The following is a 15554-nucleotide window of genomic DNA, read 5'->3' on the forward strand; positions in this document are numbered from 1 at the left end:
TGCTACAGAATCGACTGACCCGTCTTGGCCCAGTCCGCCACGAAGGCATCAAGACCCTTGTCGGTTAACGGGTGGTTCACCAGCGCCTTGAAGGTGTCGGCGCCGAAGGTGGCGGCGTCCGATCCGGCGACGGCGGCGGCGGCCACATGGCCGACATTCCGCAGGCTGGCAGCCAGGATCTGGGTCTCGAAACCATGGACGTCGTACAGGACGCGGATTTCCTCCAGCAGGCCGATGCCGTCGGCGCCGTTGTCTTCCAGCCGGCCGACGAAGGGCGAGACGAAGGTCGCGCCGGCCTTGGCGGCCAGCAGGGCCTGGGCGGCCGAGAAGCACAGGGTGACGTTGGTCTTGATCCCCTTGTCGGAGAAGACGCGGCAGGCGCGCAGACCATCCCAGGTCAGGGGCAGTTTAACCACCACGTTCGGGGCGATGGCGGCCAGCTTGTCGCCCTCCTTGACCATGGTCTCGAAATCCAGCGAGACGGCCTCGGCGGAAATCGGCCCCTCGACCAGGGCGCAGATTTCGGCGATGACCTCGGCGATGTTCCGACCCGACTTGGCGATCAGCGACGGATTGGTGGTGACGCCGTCCACCATTCCGGTGGGGACCATGTCCTTGATGACGGCGACGTCGGCGGTATCGAGAAAGAGTTTCATGGGCAGGGCTTTTAGCGTTGCAAAAGCGCCGCGTCGATCCTCCCCCGCAACGCGGGGGAGGGGGACCGCGAAGCGGTGGAGGGGGCGGAACCGAGTTCGGCTCTTCGCCGCTTCGGCTCGGTTCATGCTGGCCGCCGTCAATGCGGCGTCAGCCCCCTCCACCACGCTGCGCGCAGTCCCCCTCCCCCGCGTTGCGGGGGAGGATTTATGAAAGTCGCCTCGGTCCTCATTCCCCTGCCGGTGCCGGAAGCCTTCGACTACGAGGTGCCTGAGGCGCTGACGCTGGCGCGCGGCGATCAGGTCGCCGTGCCGCTGGGGCCACGCCTGATGCGGGGCGTGGTGTCCGACGTGTTCGAGACCACGGGCTCGAACCGGCGGCTGAAGGCGGTGGACAGTCGGCTGGACGACCCGGCCCTGCCGGCGGGCGTGATGGATTTCGTCGAATGGGCCGGGCGCTGGACCCTGTCGCCGCCGGGCGAGATGGCGGCGACGGCGCTGAAGGGGCTGCGCGCGCCGCGTCCCCGGCCGGAACGCCGGGTGCGGCGGGTGGGGGACCGAACCCCGGCGCGGGCGACGCCGGCGCGGACGGGCGTGCTGGAGGCGCTGGGCGATCGAGCGATGACGGCGGCCGACTTGGCCCGGGCGGCGGGGGTCTCGTCCGGCGTGGTCAAGGGCCTGATCGACGAAGGCGTGCTGGAGATCATCGAGATCGCGGCCGAGGCGGCGTTCGACCGGCCCGACCCCGACCATGCGCCCGCCTCGCTGAACGGCGACCAGGCGGCGGCGGCGGCGGCCCTGGCCGACGGCGTGACGGGCGGCGGCTTTCGGCCCTTCCTGCTGGACGGGGTGACGGGGTCGGGCAAGACCGAGGCCTATCTGGAGGCCATCGCGCGGGTGCTGCGCGCCGATCCGGCGGCGCAGATCCTGATCCTGCTGCCCGAGATCGCCCTGACCCAGGCCCTGATCGAGCGGATCACGGCCCGGTTCGGCGCAGGTCCAGCCGAATGGCATTCCGGCGTCGCCCCGCCGCGCCGTCGTCAGGTGTGGGAGGCGGTGGTCGCCGGGCGCTGCAACATCGTGGTCGGGGCGCGGTCGGCCCTCTTTCTGCCCTTCGTTAATCTGCGCCTGATCGTGGTGGACGAGGAGCACGACGGCTCGTTCAAACAGGAGGAAGGCCTGGTCTATCACGGCCGCGACCTTGCGGTGGCGCGGGCGCGGATCGAGGGGGCGGCGGTGGTCCTGGCCTCGGCGACGCCGTCGCTGGAGACGCTGTGGAATGCGCAGAGCGGGCGTTACAACTGGCTGAAGCTGGGCGCGCGGCACGGGACGGCGGTCCTGCCCGACATCGCCCTGCTGGACCTGAGACAGAACACACCCGACCTGCAGACCTGGCTGTCGCAGCCGCTGAGGCTGGCCATCGGCGAGACCCTGCTGCGGGGCGAGCAGACCCTGCTGTTCCTGAACCGGCGCGGCTATGCGCCCGTCGTCCTGTGCCGCGCCTGCGGACATCGGCTGACGGCGCCGGACACCGACAGCTGGCTGGTCGAGCATCGCTATACCGGGCGGCTGGTCTGTCACCTGACCGGCTTCTCCATGGCGCGGCCCAAGCTGTGCCCGTCGTGCGGAGCCGAGGATTCGCTGGTCTCGGTCGGCCCCGGCGTCGAACGGGTCGAGGAAGAGGTGCGCCAACTGTTCCCCGAGGCGCGAACGGCGGTGTTCAGCTCCGACACCGCGCCCGACGCCCGGTCGGCCCGCGCCCTGATCCAGCGCATGACGGACGGGGAGATCGACATTCTGGTGGCGACGCAGGCCGCGGCCAAGGGTCACAACTTCCCGCGCCTGACGCTGGTCGGGGTGGTGGACGCGGACCTGGGGCTACGCGGCGGCGACCTGCGCGCGGCCGAACGGACCTATCAACTGCTGGCTCAGGCGACGGGTCGGGCGGGGCGGGCGGATCGGCCGGGGCGCGCCGTCTTGCAGACCTGGACCCCCGAGCATCCGGTGCTGATGGCCCTGGCGGCCGGCGACCGCGACGCCTTCGTGGAGGCGGAGATGGCCGAGCGCGAGGCGGCGTCCCTGCCGCCCTACGGCCGGCTGGCGGCGATCATCCTGTCCAGCGAGAATGCGGCCGCCGTGGAGAAGACGGCGAACGACCTGGCCCAGGCCATTCCCAACGCCGAACGGCTGGAGGTCTATGGTCCCGCCGATGCACCGCTGGCCCTGGTGCGGGGGCGTCGGCGCAAGCGGTTGCTGGTGCGGGCCGACCGCGACGTGAACATCCAGGCCTTCCTGCGGGCCTGGCTGCAGCGGGTGAAGATTCCGGGCTCGGTGCGGCTGACCGTAGACGTGGATCCCTATTCGTTCCTCTAGGTTCAATCGACATTCAGTCGGTCGAATTATCAGATCGTCATTCCGGGGCTGAGCGAAGCGAAGAACCCGGAACCCAGGGCTGCTGTCGCGCTGCTGAACGCATCCGACGCCGGATGCGCGCCCCCTGGGTTCCGGGTTCGTCCTTCGGACGCCCCGGAATGACGATTTAGAGTTGAACGTCGATTGGTCTTAGGGCCGGCCCGGTCTCAGACGGCCATCACCGTGCCCAGCAGCACGCGGGCGCCGGGGCGGCCCAGGGTGGCGTTGGTGGCGGTCTGGAGATCGGCGGCCAGACGGTCGATGTCGGGCACGGCGCCGGGGCGAAGGCCCGCGCCGAACCGCTGGGCCACAGTGTTGTAGGCGGCGCGCAGGCGCGGGGCCGACTGCTGGGCGCGGGTGCGCAGCGCGGCGTCGGGCACGTCCACCCCGGTCTCGATGGTCAGGACCCCGCGTCGCCCGTCGCCGTGAATGATCGAGGCGGTGATGATCGGCAGGCGGAAATAGGTGTCGGGCGAGGCCGCGCCCCCGCTCGAAGAGGCGCGGGCGGCGGGGGCGGTGGTGGCGGCCGCCGTCGCGGCGACGGCCAGTCCGAGAAGGGCGCGGCGTTCCATGCCGCAAGTCGTAGCCGGAATCCTTTAACCCGCCGTTGCGCCGACCGGCATGGGCGACAGGTCCAGAAGGGCGAACAGGCGGGCGTCCTCGTCCTGTTCGGGATTGGGGGTGGTCAGCAGCTTGCCGCCGACGAAGATGGAGTTGGCGCCCGCCAGGAAGCACAGGGCCTGCATCTCCGGGCTCATGGTCTCGCGCCCGGCCGACAGGCGCACCATCGCCTTGGGGCAGACCAGGCGGGCGACGGCGACGGTGCGGACGAACTCGATGGGGTCGATCTCGCCGGTCTTCAGGATGCGTTCGCCCAGCGGTGTTCCCGTGACGGGGACCAGGGCGTTGACCGGCAGGCTGTCGGGATGGACCGGCAGGGTCGCCAGGGCGTGCAGCAGGCCGGCGCGATCCCGCCGCACCTCGCCCATGCCGACGATGCCGCCGCAGCAGGTGCTCATCCCCGCGTCGCGAACGTGCTCCAGCGTGTCCAGCCGGTCCCGATAGCTGCGGGTGGTGACGACCTCGGCATAGTAGTCGGGGCCGGTGTCGAGGTTGTGGTTATAGTAGTCGAGGCCGGCGTCCTTGAGCTGGCGCGCCTGGTCGGCGGTCAGCATCCCCAGTGTGGCGCAGGTTTCCAGCCCCAGGGCCTTCACGCCCCCGATCATCGCCGCCAGTTTGGGCGTGTCGCGATCCTTCAGCTCGCGCCAGGCCGCGCCCATGCAGAAGCCGCTGGCGCCCCCGGCCTTGGCGGCCAGGGCCTCGGCGATGACGGCGCTCGGCTCCATCAGCTTTTCGGCCTTCAGCCCGGTCTTGAAGCTGGCCGATTGCGAGCAGTAGCCGCAGTTCTCCGCGCAGCCGCCGGTCTTGATGGACAGCAGTTGCGACTTCTGGACCTGGCTGGGGTCGAACCAGCGGCGGTGAACCGTGGCGGCGTCGAACACCAGCTCCATGAACGGACGGGCGAACAGCGCCTCGACCTCCTCCAGCGTCCAGTCGTGGCGGGGTTGCGCCGCGTCGAGGCGGGCGGGAAGCGGGCGGGACAGATCATCGGCCATGCCCCAACGCCTAGCATTCGCCGACCGTTCCAGGAAAGCTGTCGCTAGGCCGCGCGACGCGCCTGGGGGCCTTCGGGCGCGGCGGTCTCGTCGAAGCGGAAGCCGGCGATCTGGCGGGCCAGGGTCTCGGCCTCGTTGGCCAGCTGGCGGCTGGCGGCGGTGGCCTGTTCGGTCATGGCCGCGTTCTGCTGGGTGATCTCGTCCAACTGTCCCAGGGCCTGGCGCACCTCGGCCAGACGATCCGCCTGATGGCGTGAAGCTGAAGCCATGCCGCCGGCCAGGTCGTCGACCGCCGCGACCCGCTGACCGATGCTGTGCAGCGCCTCGCCGGCCCGTTCGACCAGTTCGACCCCGCGCGCCACCTGGGCGGCGGAGGTGGCGATCAGGGTGCGGATCTCGCCCGACGCCTCGGCCGAACGCTGGGCCAGGGCGCGGACCTCGGCGGCGACGACCGCGAAGCCGCGACCGGCGTCGCCCGCCCGGGCCGCCTCGACCCCGGCGTTCAGGGCCAGCAGGTTGGTCTGGAAGGCGATCTCGTCGATCAGGGAGGTGAAGCGGGCGATCTCGTGCGAGGAGTCGCGGATGGCCGTCATGGCCTGGGTGGTCTCGTCTACCACCGACCCGCCGTGTTCGACGTCCCGGCGGACGGCGACGACGGCCTGGGCGGTGTTCTGAGCGGCCGCGGCGGCCTGTTCGACCCCGGCGGCGATCTCCTCGGTGGTGGCGGCGGTGCGCTCCAGTCCGGCGGCCTGGCGTTCGGTGCGCACGGCCAGGTCGTCCGACGCGATGGCCAGTTCGCCCGAACCGGTGCGGACCGCCTCCGCGCTGTCGGCGACGGCGCCGAAGGCGAGGCGCAGGCCGGCGGCGGCGGCGTTGAAGTCGTCTTTCAAGGTCTCGTATTCGCGTGGGAATTCTGCCCGGATCGACACGCCGAGATCGCCCTGGGCCAGCGTCTTCAGGGCCTGACCCAGGGCGGCGACCACCTGGCTCTGGCGCGCCTCGGCCTCGGCCTTTGCGGCGGCGACCTGGTCGCGCTCGGCCTCCAGCGCGTCCAGATAGGTGGAGATGGCAAGGTCCATGTCCAGCAGGGCGCGCTGGTTCAGTTCGGCCAGGGCCTCGCCCGTCTGACGGTCGTGGGCTGCGCCGGCGAAGGGTTTGCGCGGCCGCATCGCCACCGCTTTGATCAGTTCGCCCAGCAGCACGCCGTAGCCGCCGATGTACCAGCGCGGCTCCAGTCCGATGCGGGCGTGGGTGCGGCCGATGATCGCGACGGCCCGGGCGTAGTCGTCGTCGATGCGGCCTGCGATGATGGCGTCCCAGTGTCCGACCTGGGCGGACTTGGCCCGGCCCATATGGGCGTCGTCGTGGAAGAAGCGCCGCGTCTCGGGTGTGGCGCGGATGCGGTCGTAGAAGGCGTCCAAGGCGCCCGGCGCGGCGGCGCGCAGGATGTTCTGCATGGCCCGATAGGCGGCGGACGGCTGGGTCAGACCGGCGAAGGTCGTGCGCTGCTGAATCTCGACGTCGGACATGGCGTTGGAACTCCACTCATACTGGCCGGACGCCCCCGTCGCGGCGATGTCCCCTTAACGAATGTGGGTTTGGCTGACGTTAACGCGGCGTCGGTCGTACGGCGGATCGCATAAGGATATCTTTATACGATCATTGCCCCGACGCCGGTCTCGGGCTAAGAGGCGCCAAATCCCTCTTTCGGCCCACGACAGGCCAGGAGCCCGAGCCATGACCGACTACATCGTCCGCGACATTTCCCTGGCCGACTGGGGCAATAAGGAAATCGCCATCGCCGAAACCGAAATGCCGGGCCTGATGGCGCTGCGCGACGAGTTCGGCGCCGCCAAGCCGCTGAAGGGCGCCCGCATCGCCGGGTCGCTGCACATGACCATCCAGACGGCGGTCCTGATCCAGACGCTGGAAGCCCTGGGCGCCGAAGTGCGCTGGGCCTCGTGCAACATCTTCTCGACCCAGGACCACGCCGCCGCCGCCATCGCCGCCAACGGCACCCCTGTCTTCGCCACCAAGGGCGAGACGCTGGAGGAATACTGGGACTATGCGCACAAGATCTTCGAATGGGCTGACGGCGGCTATCCGAACCTGATCCTGGACGACGGCGGCGACGCCACCCTGCTGACGGTGCTGGGCCCCAAGGCCGAGAAGGACATCTCGGTCCTGGCCAATCCGCAGAACGAAGAGGAAGAAGCCCTCTTCTCGGTCATGAAGCGCTACATCGCCGAGAAGCCCGGCTTCTATTCGGCCATCCGCGACGCCATCGGCGGCGTGTCGGAAGAGACGACCACCGGCGTCCACCGCCTGTACCAGATGGCTGAAAAGGGCGAGCTGCCCTTCCCCGCCATCAACGTCAACGACAGCGTCACCAAGTCCAAGTTCGACAACCTGTACGGCTGCCGTGAATCGCTGGTCGACGCCATCCGTCGCGGCACCGACGTCATGCTGTCGGGCAAGGTCGCCGTGGTCTGCGGCTATGGCGACGTGGGCAAGGGCTCGGCCGCTTCGCTGCGCCAGGGCGGCGCCCGCGTGATCGTGACCGAGATCGACCCGATCTGCGCCCTTCAGGCCGCGATGGAAGGCTATGAGGTCCAGACCCTGGACGACGCCGCCGACCGCGCCGACATCTATGTGACGACCACCGGCAACAAGGACGTCATCACGGTCGAGCACATGCGCCGGATGAAGAACAACGCCATCGTCTGCAACATCGGCCACTTCGACTCGGAAATTCAGGTCGCGGGCCTGAAGAACTTCAAGTGGGACGAGATCAAGCCGCAGGTCCACCACGTCGAGTTCCCGGACGGCAAGAAGATCATCCTGCTGTCGGAAGGCCGTCTGGTGAACCTGGGCAACGCCACGGGCCACCCCAGCTTCGTGATGTCGGCGTCCTTCACCAACCAGACCCTGGCCCAGATCGAACTGTGGACCAACGCCGACAAGTACGAGAACAAGGTCTACACCCTGCCCAAGCATCTGGACGAAAAGGTCGCCTTCCTGCATCTGGCCAAGCTGGGCGCCAAGCTGACGACCCTGACCAAGGACCAGGCGGACTATATCAATGTGCCGGTCGAAGGCCCCTTCAAGGCGGATCACTACCGTTACTAAGCCCCTGTTCGCAGGGGTCGTCCAATGACGAGGGCGTCTTACGACGTCCTCGTCGTGGGGGCGGGCGCGGCCGGCATGATGTGCGCCATCGAGGCCGGGCGGCGCGGACGCCGCGTGCTGGTCGTCGATCATGCCGATCGGCCGGGCGAGAAGATCCGCATCTCGGGCGGCGGACGCTGCAACTTCACCAATCTGGGCTGCGGACCGGCGAATTTCCTGGGCGAGAACCCCCGGTTCGCCACCTCGGCCCTGCGCCGCTACACCCAGCACGACTTCGTCAAACGCATCGACAAGGCCGGGATCGCCTGGCACGAGAAAACGCTGGGCCAGTTGTTCTGCGACGACAGCGCCAGGCAGATCGTCCGTATGCTGACCGATGACATGGCGGCGGCGGGCGTCACCCTGAAAATGAAGACCGGCGTGGATCGTCTGGCCCGCAGCGGCGCCGGCTTCACCGTCAGCCTGTCGGATGGGTCGCAGGCCACGGCGGCTTCGCTGGTCGTGGCGACGGGCGGCAAGTCCATCCCCAAGATGGGCGCGACCGGCTGGGCCTATGAGGTGGCGCGCCAGTTCGACATCCGCGTCACCGACACCCGCCCCGCGCTTGTCCCCCTGACCTTCGAGGCGGGTCTGCTGGAGACGCTAACCCCGCTGGCGGGCGTGGCGGTGGACACAGTGGTCGCCTCATCCCCGGAAACCAAGGCCGAGGCAAAGGCGCGCAAGACCAGCTTCACCGAGGCCATGCTGTTCACCCATCGGGGTCTCAGCGGTCCGGCCATTCTTCAGATCAGTTCCTACTGGCGCGAGGGCGAGGCCATCGTCGCCTCCATGGCGCCGGGGCGGAACATCTTCGACGAGCTGAAGGCGGCCAAGGCCGCGAACGGCCGCCAGGCCATTCACACGGCGCTCAGCCACATCATCCCCCGCCGTCTGGCCGAGACCCTGTGCGTACGAGAAGGGGCGGCGGGCAATCTGGCCGACCTGTCGGACAAGGTGCTGCGTCGGCTGGATCAGGCCGTGAACGGCTGGAGCGTCAAACCCGTGGGCTCAGAGGGTTACCGCACCGCAGAGGTGACGCTTGGCGGCGTCGATACGGCGGCCCTGGACCAGCAGACCATGCAGGCCCGGACGGTTCCGGGCCTCTATTTCATCGGCGAGGCGGTCGATGTGACCGGCTGGCTGGGCGGCTATAATTTCCAGTGGGCCTGGTCCTCGGGCTGGGCGGCCGGGCAGGTCTGCTGATTTTTTCAGGGTGCAATCGGTGCACTTTTCCGGCGACGGGGCCGGGACGGGCGCCGAAAACACCGTCTGAATAGTCTGAATAGTCTGAAATGTGCGGATCGAGCCGGCGCTGTCTTGGCGCGCGACGATGTCAAAGACCGGGGCGGCAGTCTAACCGGACCGGGCGCCGTGACAGGCGGATTGTCGCTGGTCCGCCGCAACCCCTGGAAAAGACGGGTCATCGTCTCGGTCGATAGGATGGGGCGGCGACGAAACGTCCTGCGGCCGCGCGACGCATGGCGGTGCGGACGGGCGGCGCCTAGCTTCAGGAGGCGGAACGGGCCCCTCTGGCGTCACCGCGACCTGGCGTTTTCCCCCTTCCTTTCGCCGGGCCGCCGGGCGCGATGTCGGACCGCACGGGTGCGTCGACGCGGCGGGGCTTTCTCCCCTCCTGGCCTGTCGCGTCGACCGCCCGACCACTCTGGACAGAACGGGAAGCCCGAATGCCGCTTTTGATGTGCCCCAATGACGACGCCGCCATGCAGACGCTGGAGCGAAACGGCGTGCAGTTCGACATGTGCCCCGCCTGTCGCGGGGTCTGGCTGGATCGCGGCGAGCTTGAAAAGCTGATGTCCGCCGCCGTCGACGAGGGTCGCGCCGCCGCCGCCGTGCAGCCGATACCCGCGCCCGCCCCGCAAGCCTATGCGCCGCCCCCTCAGGGTCAGCCATGGGGCCAGAGCCCGCCCTATCGCGACGAACGATACCGGGACGACCGCCACCGCGACGGCGACTATCGCCACAAGAAAAAGAAGCGCGACAGCATCTTCGACATCTTCGACTGAAGTCGTCGGGAGCTTCCCCCTTCCAACGCGCGCTTCAGGCCGCCAGACCCGCCGCCTGCATCAGGCCGCGAAGGGCGGCGACGGTGTCGGGGGCGGCGGACAGGGCGGTGCGGATTTCGGGGGCGCGGAGCAGGCGGACGGCTTCGGCGCGGGCGCGTTCGGCCGACGGCCCCAGGGGGCCGGCCTCGCCGGCGGCCAGTTTCAGCAGGGCGGCGAGTTTTTTCGGCGCAGGGGCGGGCGCGCGCACGATCTGGGCCACCAGACCGGCGTCGGCCTCCAGACGGGCGCCCACCTCGCCGATGGCGTCCGAGATCTGCTTCTGGTCGTGTTCGCCCAGATGGGCGGCGCGCACCGCCCGTTGCAGCCGCGCCAGTATGGTCAGCTTCTGCGACGGGCTGGGACCGCCGGGTGCGGCCTGGCGCATCTCGGTCTCGAAGCGCAGCGAGCCGATGCAGGCGCCCAGCCAGCGGGCCGCCGCGCGCTTGTTGGCTCCGCCAGTCACGTTTTCGCAGAGCCGGGTCAGGTGTTCGGCCTCGGCCAGCACGCTCTGGCAGCCGGCGACATAGGCGGCGACGAAATCGGCCGTGACCAGGCTCTTGGAGCGCTCCACGAAGGCGGTCTGCACCTCCTCCAGCGTCAGCAGCCGCCCGGCCGAGGCCGTCAGGGCCATGGCCAGGAGGCGCAGGATGTCGATCTCGCCCACCGGATCGTTGGGGCGAAGGCGGCGCGGGCTGGTCAGTTCGCCCGTCACCATCCGGGCCAGAGCCGCCGCCAGAAGCGGAAACTCCCCGGCGGCCAGATGCACGCCCAGCCGCGCGGCCGGTCCGTCGATGGCCGGCATCATCAGGTCCAGGCGCGGGTCCAGCTTCAGCAGGCCGTCCATCTCGTCCGGCGCCACCATCCGCACGATGGCGGCCAGATTGGCGCCCTGGTCCAGGGCCGGGCCCAGCACCGCGTGCAGGTTCTGGCGCAGGGCCAGCATCTCGGCGACGATCTGCTCGACCGCCACCACGATCAGGGCGCGCGGCGGGCCGTCCGCCGGGGCGGCGTCCATCAGGTCCATCAGGGTCGACAGACGCGCCCGCGCGCCTTGCTGGTCGGCGAGGGCGCCGGCGACCACCCCGCCCATGCGAAAGGCCCGGTCCGGCGCGCCGCTGAACCGATGGGCCAGGTCGGCGATGGAGCGATCCCGAAGGGTCGGGAACAGGCCGTCGCGCCCGGCCTTGCGCAGCCGCACGATCGCCTGTTCGGTCAGCTTGTGATAGTGGCGGACCAGGGTGTGGACGTCCTGGCCGGTCGACTGGCTTTCGGGAACGGCGACCTTCTGGATGGCGTGCTGAAGCTCGATCCCCGCCGCCTCCAGCCGCTCGGCCACGTCGGGGCGGTGCAGCAGTTCGAAGGCGGTGACGCCCTCGCGCCGCAGCCAGTCCTCCAGCACCCGGCCGATCAGGGCGCGGGCGTGGGGGGAATAGAGTTCGGCCGGGCCGGAGCAGGCCGGGCGATGCGCCGCATCGGCCGCCTTCTTCCTGAGCGGTTCGGGCGCGCCCAGCGTCAGTATGGTGACGGAGGCGAACTCCATCGTCTCGGGGTCCAGCGTCTCTTTGGTGACGCGCGAGGCGACGGCGAATCGGTCGCGCAACTGGTCCTCGGCCGCCTCGATGGCCTGTTTGCGGTTTTCGGTGGCGATCAGCAGGGTCCAGGCCGCCGGGGCGGTCTTGCGGACATAGACTTCGTAATGGATCGGACCGGCCATGCGGCGATCCTTTGACCCGAAGACTTTAAGGCGAGGTTTTCGCGTCGGCGGGCGGCCCTGGCTGCGTCGCGGGCGCCTGTGCGTTGAAATCGCGAGCGGAACCAACCATCTTGGCCAGGACTTGCGCGAGGGCGTTCCGAGCGAATTCCCTTCTGGTCGGGGCGTCATAGCCCTAATGTGACCGTGATCGAACGGTTACGCTTGAAGCGCGTTCCTGCTCGCGGGACCGCAAAGTTCAGGAGAAGACACCCTTGGCGAACATCACCCTGGTCGACGACGACGAGAACATCGTGGCGTCCGTGTCGCTGGCGCTGGAAAGCCATGGCCACAAGATCACCGCCTATCACGACGGGGCCTCCGGCCTCGCCGCGCTGGAATCCACGCCGCCCGACCTGGCCATCCTCGACGTGAAGATGCCGCGCATGGACGGGATGGAGGTGCTGCGTCGCCTGCGCCAGACCTCGCAGATTCCGGTCATCATGCTGACGTCCAAGGACGAGGAGATCGACGAGATCCTGGGCTTCAACCTGGGCGCCGACGACTATATCCACAAACCATTCAGCCAGCGTCTGCTGATCGAACGGGTCAAGGCGCTGCTGCGCCGCACCGGCGCCGACGGCGGAGAGCCGGAAGCCGCCGCCGAGATCTCGGGCCGGGCGATCAAGCGCGGCAAGCTGTCGATGGACCCGGCGCGCCACGAATCGACCTGGGACGGCAAGCCGGTCAAGCTGACGGTGACGGAGTTCCTGCTGCTTCAGGCCCTGGCCCAGCGCCCCGGCTTCGTGAAGAGCCGCGACAACCTGATGGACGCTGCCTACGACGATCAGGTCTATGTCGACGACCGCACCATCGACAGCCATGTGAAGCGGATGCGCAAGAAGTTCCGCGCCGTGGACAACGAGTTCGACGCGATCGAGACCCTGTATGGCGTCGGCTACCGCTACCGCGAGAGCTGATCGACCCGACGGGCGCGAGCCCGACGAGGAGCGCGTGCGCCGGCCGTTGTTCCGCTTCGGCGGATCGCGGCTGGGCGGCTTCATCCTGGCGCTCAATCTGCTCAGCCTTTTGATCCTGTTCGGCGGCGCCCTGCTGCTGAACGAATGGAGCAAGGGGCTGGTCGGGGCGCGTCAGGAATCGCTGACCGTCCAGGCCGAACTGCTGGCCAATGTGCTGCGCGAGGAGGGCGTTACGCGCGGCGAGCCGACGCCCGAGCTGGATCCCATCCGCGCCTCTCTGTGGCTGACCGATCGGTTCATTCCGGCGGGGCAGCGCGTGCGGCTGTACGACATCAACGGCCTGTTGCTGGTGGACAGCTATCAGGTGACGGAGGCCATCGGCGGGCGGCCCCTGCCGGACGCGCATTCGGCCGGATCGCCGACCGACGACGGGGCGGCGGCCAAGCTGGTGTCCGAGCGCCGGATCGCGCGGGCCGACAGCGAACTGGCCGCCGAGGTCAGCGCCGCGCTGGAGGGCGCGCCCCAGGCGACGCTGCGCCGCAACGAATCGGGCGACCGGGTGGTGTCCGTCTCCATCCCCGTGCGCCATGTGCGTCAGGTGCTGGGGGTGCTGACGGTCGAATCCGGCGACGTCGACGAAATCCTGAGCGCCCAGCGCCGCGCTCTGGTGCCCTTCGCCCTGGTGGCCCTGGGGGTCAATCTCTTGGCGTCTCTGCTGCTGCATCTGTTCGTGGCCCGGCCGATCATGCGGCTGTCGGCGGCGGCGGATCAGGTCAAGCTGCAACGGGCGCGGGCCATTTCCCTGCCCGATCTGGAGGATCGCAAGGACGAGATCGGCGATCTGGCCCGGTCGCTGGAATCCATGACCGACACCCTGTCCACCCGCATGGACGCCATCGAACGGTTCGCCGCCGACGTGTCGCACGAGATCAAGAACCCCCTGACCTCGATCCGCTCGGCGCTGGAGACCCTGCCGCTGGTCAAGACCGACGCCCACCGCGAGAAGCTGACGGCCCTGTTGCAGCAGGACGTGCGGCGTCTGGACCGGCTGATCACCGACATCTCCAACGCCTCGCGCCTGGATGCGGAGCTATCGCGCGACCGGCCGCGCCCGATCACGCTGAACCAGTTGCTGACCGACATCGTGGGCGTCTATGACACCACGGCCAAGCCCGGCGACATCCCGGTGCTGTTCCAGGCGCCCCAGACGCCGCTGCGCGTCATGGGCCGCGACGGGCCGCTGGGCCAGGTGTTCCGCAATCTGATCGACAACGCACGCTCCTTCAGCCCGTCGGGCGGGGCGGTCCGGGTCAGTCTGGAGGAGACGGCCGACGACCTGCCGGTGCGCGTGCGGGTCGAGGACCAGGGGCCGGGCATCCCGCCCGAGAACCTGGAGACGGTGTTCGAACGCTTCTACACCTCGCGGCCGCAGGGGGCGAAGTTCGGCTCCAACTCGGGGCTGGGCCTGTCCATCGTGCGCCAGATCGTCGAGGCGCACGGCGGCCGCGTCCACGCCGAGAACCAGATGCAGGACGGCCAGGTCGTCGGCGCCCGGTTCGAAATCCTGTTCCCGGCGGTCGGCCGCCGGGCATGACGCCCGTCGCGCCCATCCACGCCACCACGGTCGCCGTGCGCCAGGGGGGCGGCTGGCGCGGGGTGATGATCCTGGGCGCATCGGGCGCGGGCAAGAGCGACCTGGGCCTTCGGCTGATCGGGCGCGGCTGGCGGCTGGTCAGCGACGACTACACCCATGTCTGGGCGTCGGACGGCGCCCTCTACGCCCGCGCGCCTGCCGCCATAGCGGGCCGGATCGAGGTTCGCGGCCTGGGAATCGTGTCCGCCGCGACACGGCCGCTGGTCAGAGTGGGGCTGGCCGTCGCCTGCACGCACGAGCCGGTCGAACGGCTGCCGGAGGCGCGATCGCGGGCGTTCTGCGGGGTGGACCTGCCCCTCCTGACGCTGGACCCGCGCCCCGCCTCGGCCGTCGATGTGGTCGCAGCGGCGTTGGAGACGCTTTGAAACGCCGAAAGACAGGTCTATGACACCCCCCTTGCGGTCCAGGAAAGGGCGGCGTCCGGCCTCCTCGCCGGGCGGGGGAACGTTCGGGACGGTTCGGGGCGGGATGCGAGTGAAGTCCTCATGATCGGTCTGGTCATCGTCACCCATGGCGGGCTGGCGTCAGAATTTCTTTCGGCGATGGAGCATGTGGTCGGCCCGCAGCGCGGGGTCGCGGCCATCTGCATCGGCCCCGAAGACGATATGGAGCGTCGGCGTCGCGACATCGTGGACGCAGCGGCGGCCGTGGACGACGGCGACGGCGTCATCCTGCTGACCGACATGTTCGGCGGCACGCCGTCGAACCTGGCCATTTCGGTGATGGAGCAGACCCACGCCGAGGTCATCGCCGGCCTGAACCTGCCCATGCTGATCAAACTGGCCAGCGTGCGCAGTCGCGAGACGCTGGAGGCGTGCGTGGCCCATGCTCAGGACGCCGGGCGCAAATATATCTCGGTCGCGTCCTGGGTGCTGGCGGGCGAAAAATGACCGTCGCCGCGACCCTGAACATCTGCAACACGCGCGGCCTGCACGCCCGCGCCTCGGCCAAGTTCGTCAAACTGGCCTCCAGCTTCGAAAGCGAAATCCACGTCACCCGCGACGGGGTGACGGTGGACGCCCGCTCGATCATGGGCCTGTTGATGCTGGGCGCCGGCATCGGCTGCAGCATCGACGTCTCCGCCGAAGGCCCGGACGCCGAAGAGGCGATGGAGGCCCTGACCGACCTGGTGGCCAGGAAGTTCGACGAGGATCAGTAGCCGGTCGTCACCCTCGGATTTGATCCGAGGGCGGCCCGGGTCTTCAGCCGGATTGCGCCTCATGTGATTGCACTCTCGATGCCGGGCGGCCGCTGCGCCGGACAGCGGAGACTCCGATCATCTGCTCGGGTTAGTCAGCGGACCCTTCGGGTTTTCGGC

At 69.3% G+C, this 15554-nt stretch carries 14 protein-coding genes; 9 read left to right on the forward strand and 5 right to left on the reverse strand.

Annotated features, from left to right (window positions below; translation table 11 throughout):
- Positions 1-2 precede the first annotated feature (2 nt).
- The gene (fsa, locus tag B3Z70_RS03675; RefSeq protein WP_292019533.1) at positions 3-656 is read right to left on the reverse strand and encodes a fructose-6-phosphate aldolase; all 654 of its coding nucleotides are present in this window, start codon (positions 654-656) and stop codon (positions 3-5) included.
- Positions 657-863: 207 nt separating this feature from the next.
- Between fsa and B3Z70_RS03680 the strand changes: the two genes are divergently transcribed.
- The gene (locus B3Z70_RS03680; protein ID WP_292044699.1) at positions 864-3026 is read left to right on the forward strand and encodes a primosomal protein N'; all 2163 of its coding nucleotides are present in this window, start codon (positions 864-866) and stop codon (positions 3024-3026) included.
- 206 nt (positions 3027-3232) lie between these two features.
- On the opposite strand, the gene B3Z70_RS03685 is transcribed toward B3Z70_RS03680, so the two are convergent.
- From B3Z70_RS03685 to B3Z70_RS03695, 3 genes are read right to left on the reverse strand one after another with little or no spacing between them, the layout of a single operon-like run.
- The gene (locus B3Z70_RS03685; RefSeq protein ID WP_292044701.1) at positions 3233-3637 is read right to left on the reverse strand and encodes a Tat pathway signal protein; all 405 of its coding nucleotides are present in this window, start codon (positions 3635-3637) and stop codon (positions 3233-3235) included.
- A gap of 24 nt (positions 3638-3661) precedes the next feature.
- Entirely contained in the window at positions 3662-4681 is a 1020-nt protein-coding gene (bioB, locus tag B3Z70_RS03690; protein WP_292044703.1) for a biotin synthase BioB, read from the reverse strand.
- Between the two features lie 44 nt (positions 4682-4725).
- The gene (locus B3Z70_RS03695) at positions 4726-6210 is read right to left on the reverse strand and encodes a methyl-accepting chemotaxis protein (RefSeq protein ID WP_292044705.1); all 1485 of its coding nucleotides are present in this window, start codon (positions 6208-6210) and stop codon (positions 4726-4728) included.
- Positions 6211-6418: 208 nt separating this feature from the next.
- On the opposite strand from B3Z70_RS03695, the gene ahcY reads away from it, so the two are divergent.
- The 3 genes from ahcY (at position 6419) to B3Z70_RS03710 (ending at position 9873) form a co-directional block, all read left to right on the forward strand.
- A complete protein-coding gene (gene ahcY, locus B3Z70_RS03700; RefSeq protein WP_292020242.1) occupies positions 6419-7810 on the forward strand; it encodes an adenosylhomocysteinase in 1392 nt (463 codons plus the stop codon).
- Positions 7811-7834: 24 nt separating this feature from the next.
- Positions 7835-9052 (forward strand): NAD(P)/FAD-dependent oxidoreductase, encoded by a 1218-nt coding sequence (locus tag B3Z70_RS03705; protein ID WP_292020240.1) that lies wholly within the window; start codon positions 7835-7837, stop codon positions 9050-9052.
- A 482-nt stretch (positions 9053-9534) separates the two neighbouring features.
- Positions 9535-9873 (forward strand): zf-TFIIB domain-containing protein, encoded by a 339-nt coding sequence (locus B3Z70_RS03710; protein WP_292020238.1) that lies wholly within the window; start codon positions 9535-9537, stop codon positions 9871-9873.
- Positions 9874-9907: 34 nt separating this feature from the next.
- Here B3Z70_RS03710 and B3Z70_RS03715 read toward each other — a convergent pair whose 3' ends face one another.
- Positions 9908-11626, reverse strand: a complete 1719-nt coding sequence (locus tag B3Z70_RS03715; protein WP_292044706.1) for a hypothetical protein — start codon at positions 11624-11626, stop codon at positions 9908-9910.
- Positions 11627-11877: 251 nt separating this feature from the next.
- On the opposite strand from B3Z70_RS03715, the gene B3Z70_RS03720 reads away from it, so the two are divergent.
- The 5 genes from B3Z70_RS03720 (at position 11878) to B3Z70_RS03740 (ending at position 15395) form a co-directional block, all read left to right on the forward strand.
- Positions 11878-12582 carry a response regulator transcription factor gene (locus B3Z70_RS03720; RefSeq protein WP_292021168.1) on the forward strand — a complete coding sequence of 235 codons (705 nt, stop codon included), beginning with the start codon at positions 11878-11880 and terminating at the stop codon, positions 12580-12582.
- Positions 12551-14176 (forward strand): sensor histidine kinase, encoded by a 1626-nt coding sequence (locus B3Z70_RS03725; protein ID WP_292021170.1) that lies wholly within the window; start codon positions 12551-12553, stop codon positions 14174-14176. Before B3Z70_RS03720 ends, B3Z70_RS03725 begins: the two co-directional genes overlap by 32 nt.
- Positions 14173-14601, forward strand: coding sequence for an HPr kinase/phosphorylase (locus tag B3Z70_RS03730; RefSeq protein ID WP_292021172.1), 429 nt, complete (start codon positions 14173-14175; stop codon positions 14599-14601). The genes B3Z70_RS03725 and B3Z70_RS03730 overlap by 4 nt, the downstream gene beginning before the upstream one ends.
- A gap of 120 nt (positions 14602-14721) precedes the next feature.
- On the forward strand, positions 14722-15126 hold the full coding sequence (locus tag B3Z70_RS03735; RefSeq protein ID WP_292021174.1) for a PTS sugar transporter subunit IIA: 405 nt from the start codon (positions 14722-14724) through the stop codon (positions 15124-15126).
- A complete protein-coding gene (locus tag B3Z70_RS03740; RefSeq protein ID WP_248119329.1) occupies positions 15123-15395 on the forward strand; it encodes an HPr family phosphocarrier protein in 273 nt (90 codons plus the stop codon). Before B3Z70_RS03735 ends, B3Z70_RS03740 begins: the two co-directional genes overlap by 4 nt.
- Positions 15396-15554: the final 159 nt, after the last annotated feature.

It is taken from the genome of Brevundimonas sp. UBA6550 (assembly GCF_002434505.1).
GTDB lineage: Bacteria > Pseudomonadota > Alphaproteobacteria > Caulobacterales > Caulobacteraceae > Brevundimonas.

Coding starts and splice junctions, on each gene's coding strand:
- B3Z70_RS03705 (WP_292020240.1), top strand. CDS start 7,835: ATGACGAGGGCGTCTTACGACGTCCTCGTCGTGGGGGCGGGCGCGGCC.
- B3Z70_RS03710 (WP_292020238.1), top strand. CDS start 9,535: ATGCCGCTTTTGATGTGCCCCAATGACGACGCCGCCATGCAGACGCTG.
- ahcY (WP_292020242.1), top strand. CDS start 6,419: ATGACCGACTACATCGTCCGCGACATTTCCCTGGCCGACTGGGGCAAT.
- B3Z70_RS03695 (WP_292044705.1), bottom strand. CDS start 6,210: ATGTCCGACGTCGAGATTCAGCAGCGCACGACCTTCGCCGGTCTGACC.
- B3Z70_RS03735 (WP_292021174.1), top strand. CDS start 14,722: ATGATCGGTCTGGTCATCGTCACCCATGGCGGGCTGGCGTCAGAATTT.
- B3Z70_RS03685 (WP_292044701.1), bottom strand. CDS start 3,637: ATGGAACGCCGCGCCCTTCTCGGACTGGCCGTCGCCGCGACGGCGGCC.
- fsa (WP_292019533.1), bottom strand. CDS start 656: ATGAAACTCTTTCTCGATACCGCCGACGTCGCCGTCATCAAGGACATG.
- bioB (WP_292044703.1), bottom strand. CDS start 4,681: ATGGCCGATGATCTGTCCCGCCCGCTTCCCGCCCGCCTCGACGCGGCG.
- B3Z70_RS03740 (WP_248119329.1), top strand. CDS start 15,123: ATGACCGTCGCCGCGACCCTGAACATCTGCAACACGCGCGGCCTGCAC.
- B3Z70_RS03680 (WP_292044699.1), top strand. CDS start 864: ATGAAAGTCGCCTCGGTCCTCATTCCCCTGCCGGTGCCGGAAGCCTTC.
- B3Z70_RS03730 (WP_292021172.1), top strand. CDS start 14,173: ATGACGCCCGTCGCGCCCATCCACGCCACCACGGTCGCCGTGCGCCAG.
- B3Z70_RS03715 (WP_292044706.1), bottom strand. CDS start 11,626: ATGGCCGGTCCGATCCATTACGAAGTCTATGTCCGCAAGACCGCCCCG.
- B3Z70_RS03725 (WP_292021170.1), top strand. CDS start 12,551: ATGGCGTCGGCTACCGCTACCGCGAGAGCTGATCGACCCGACGGGCGC.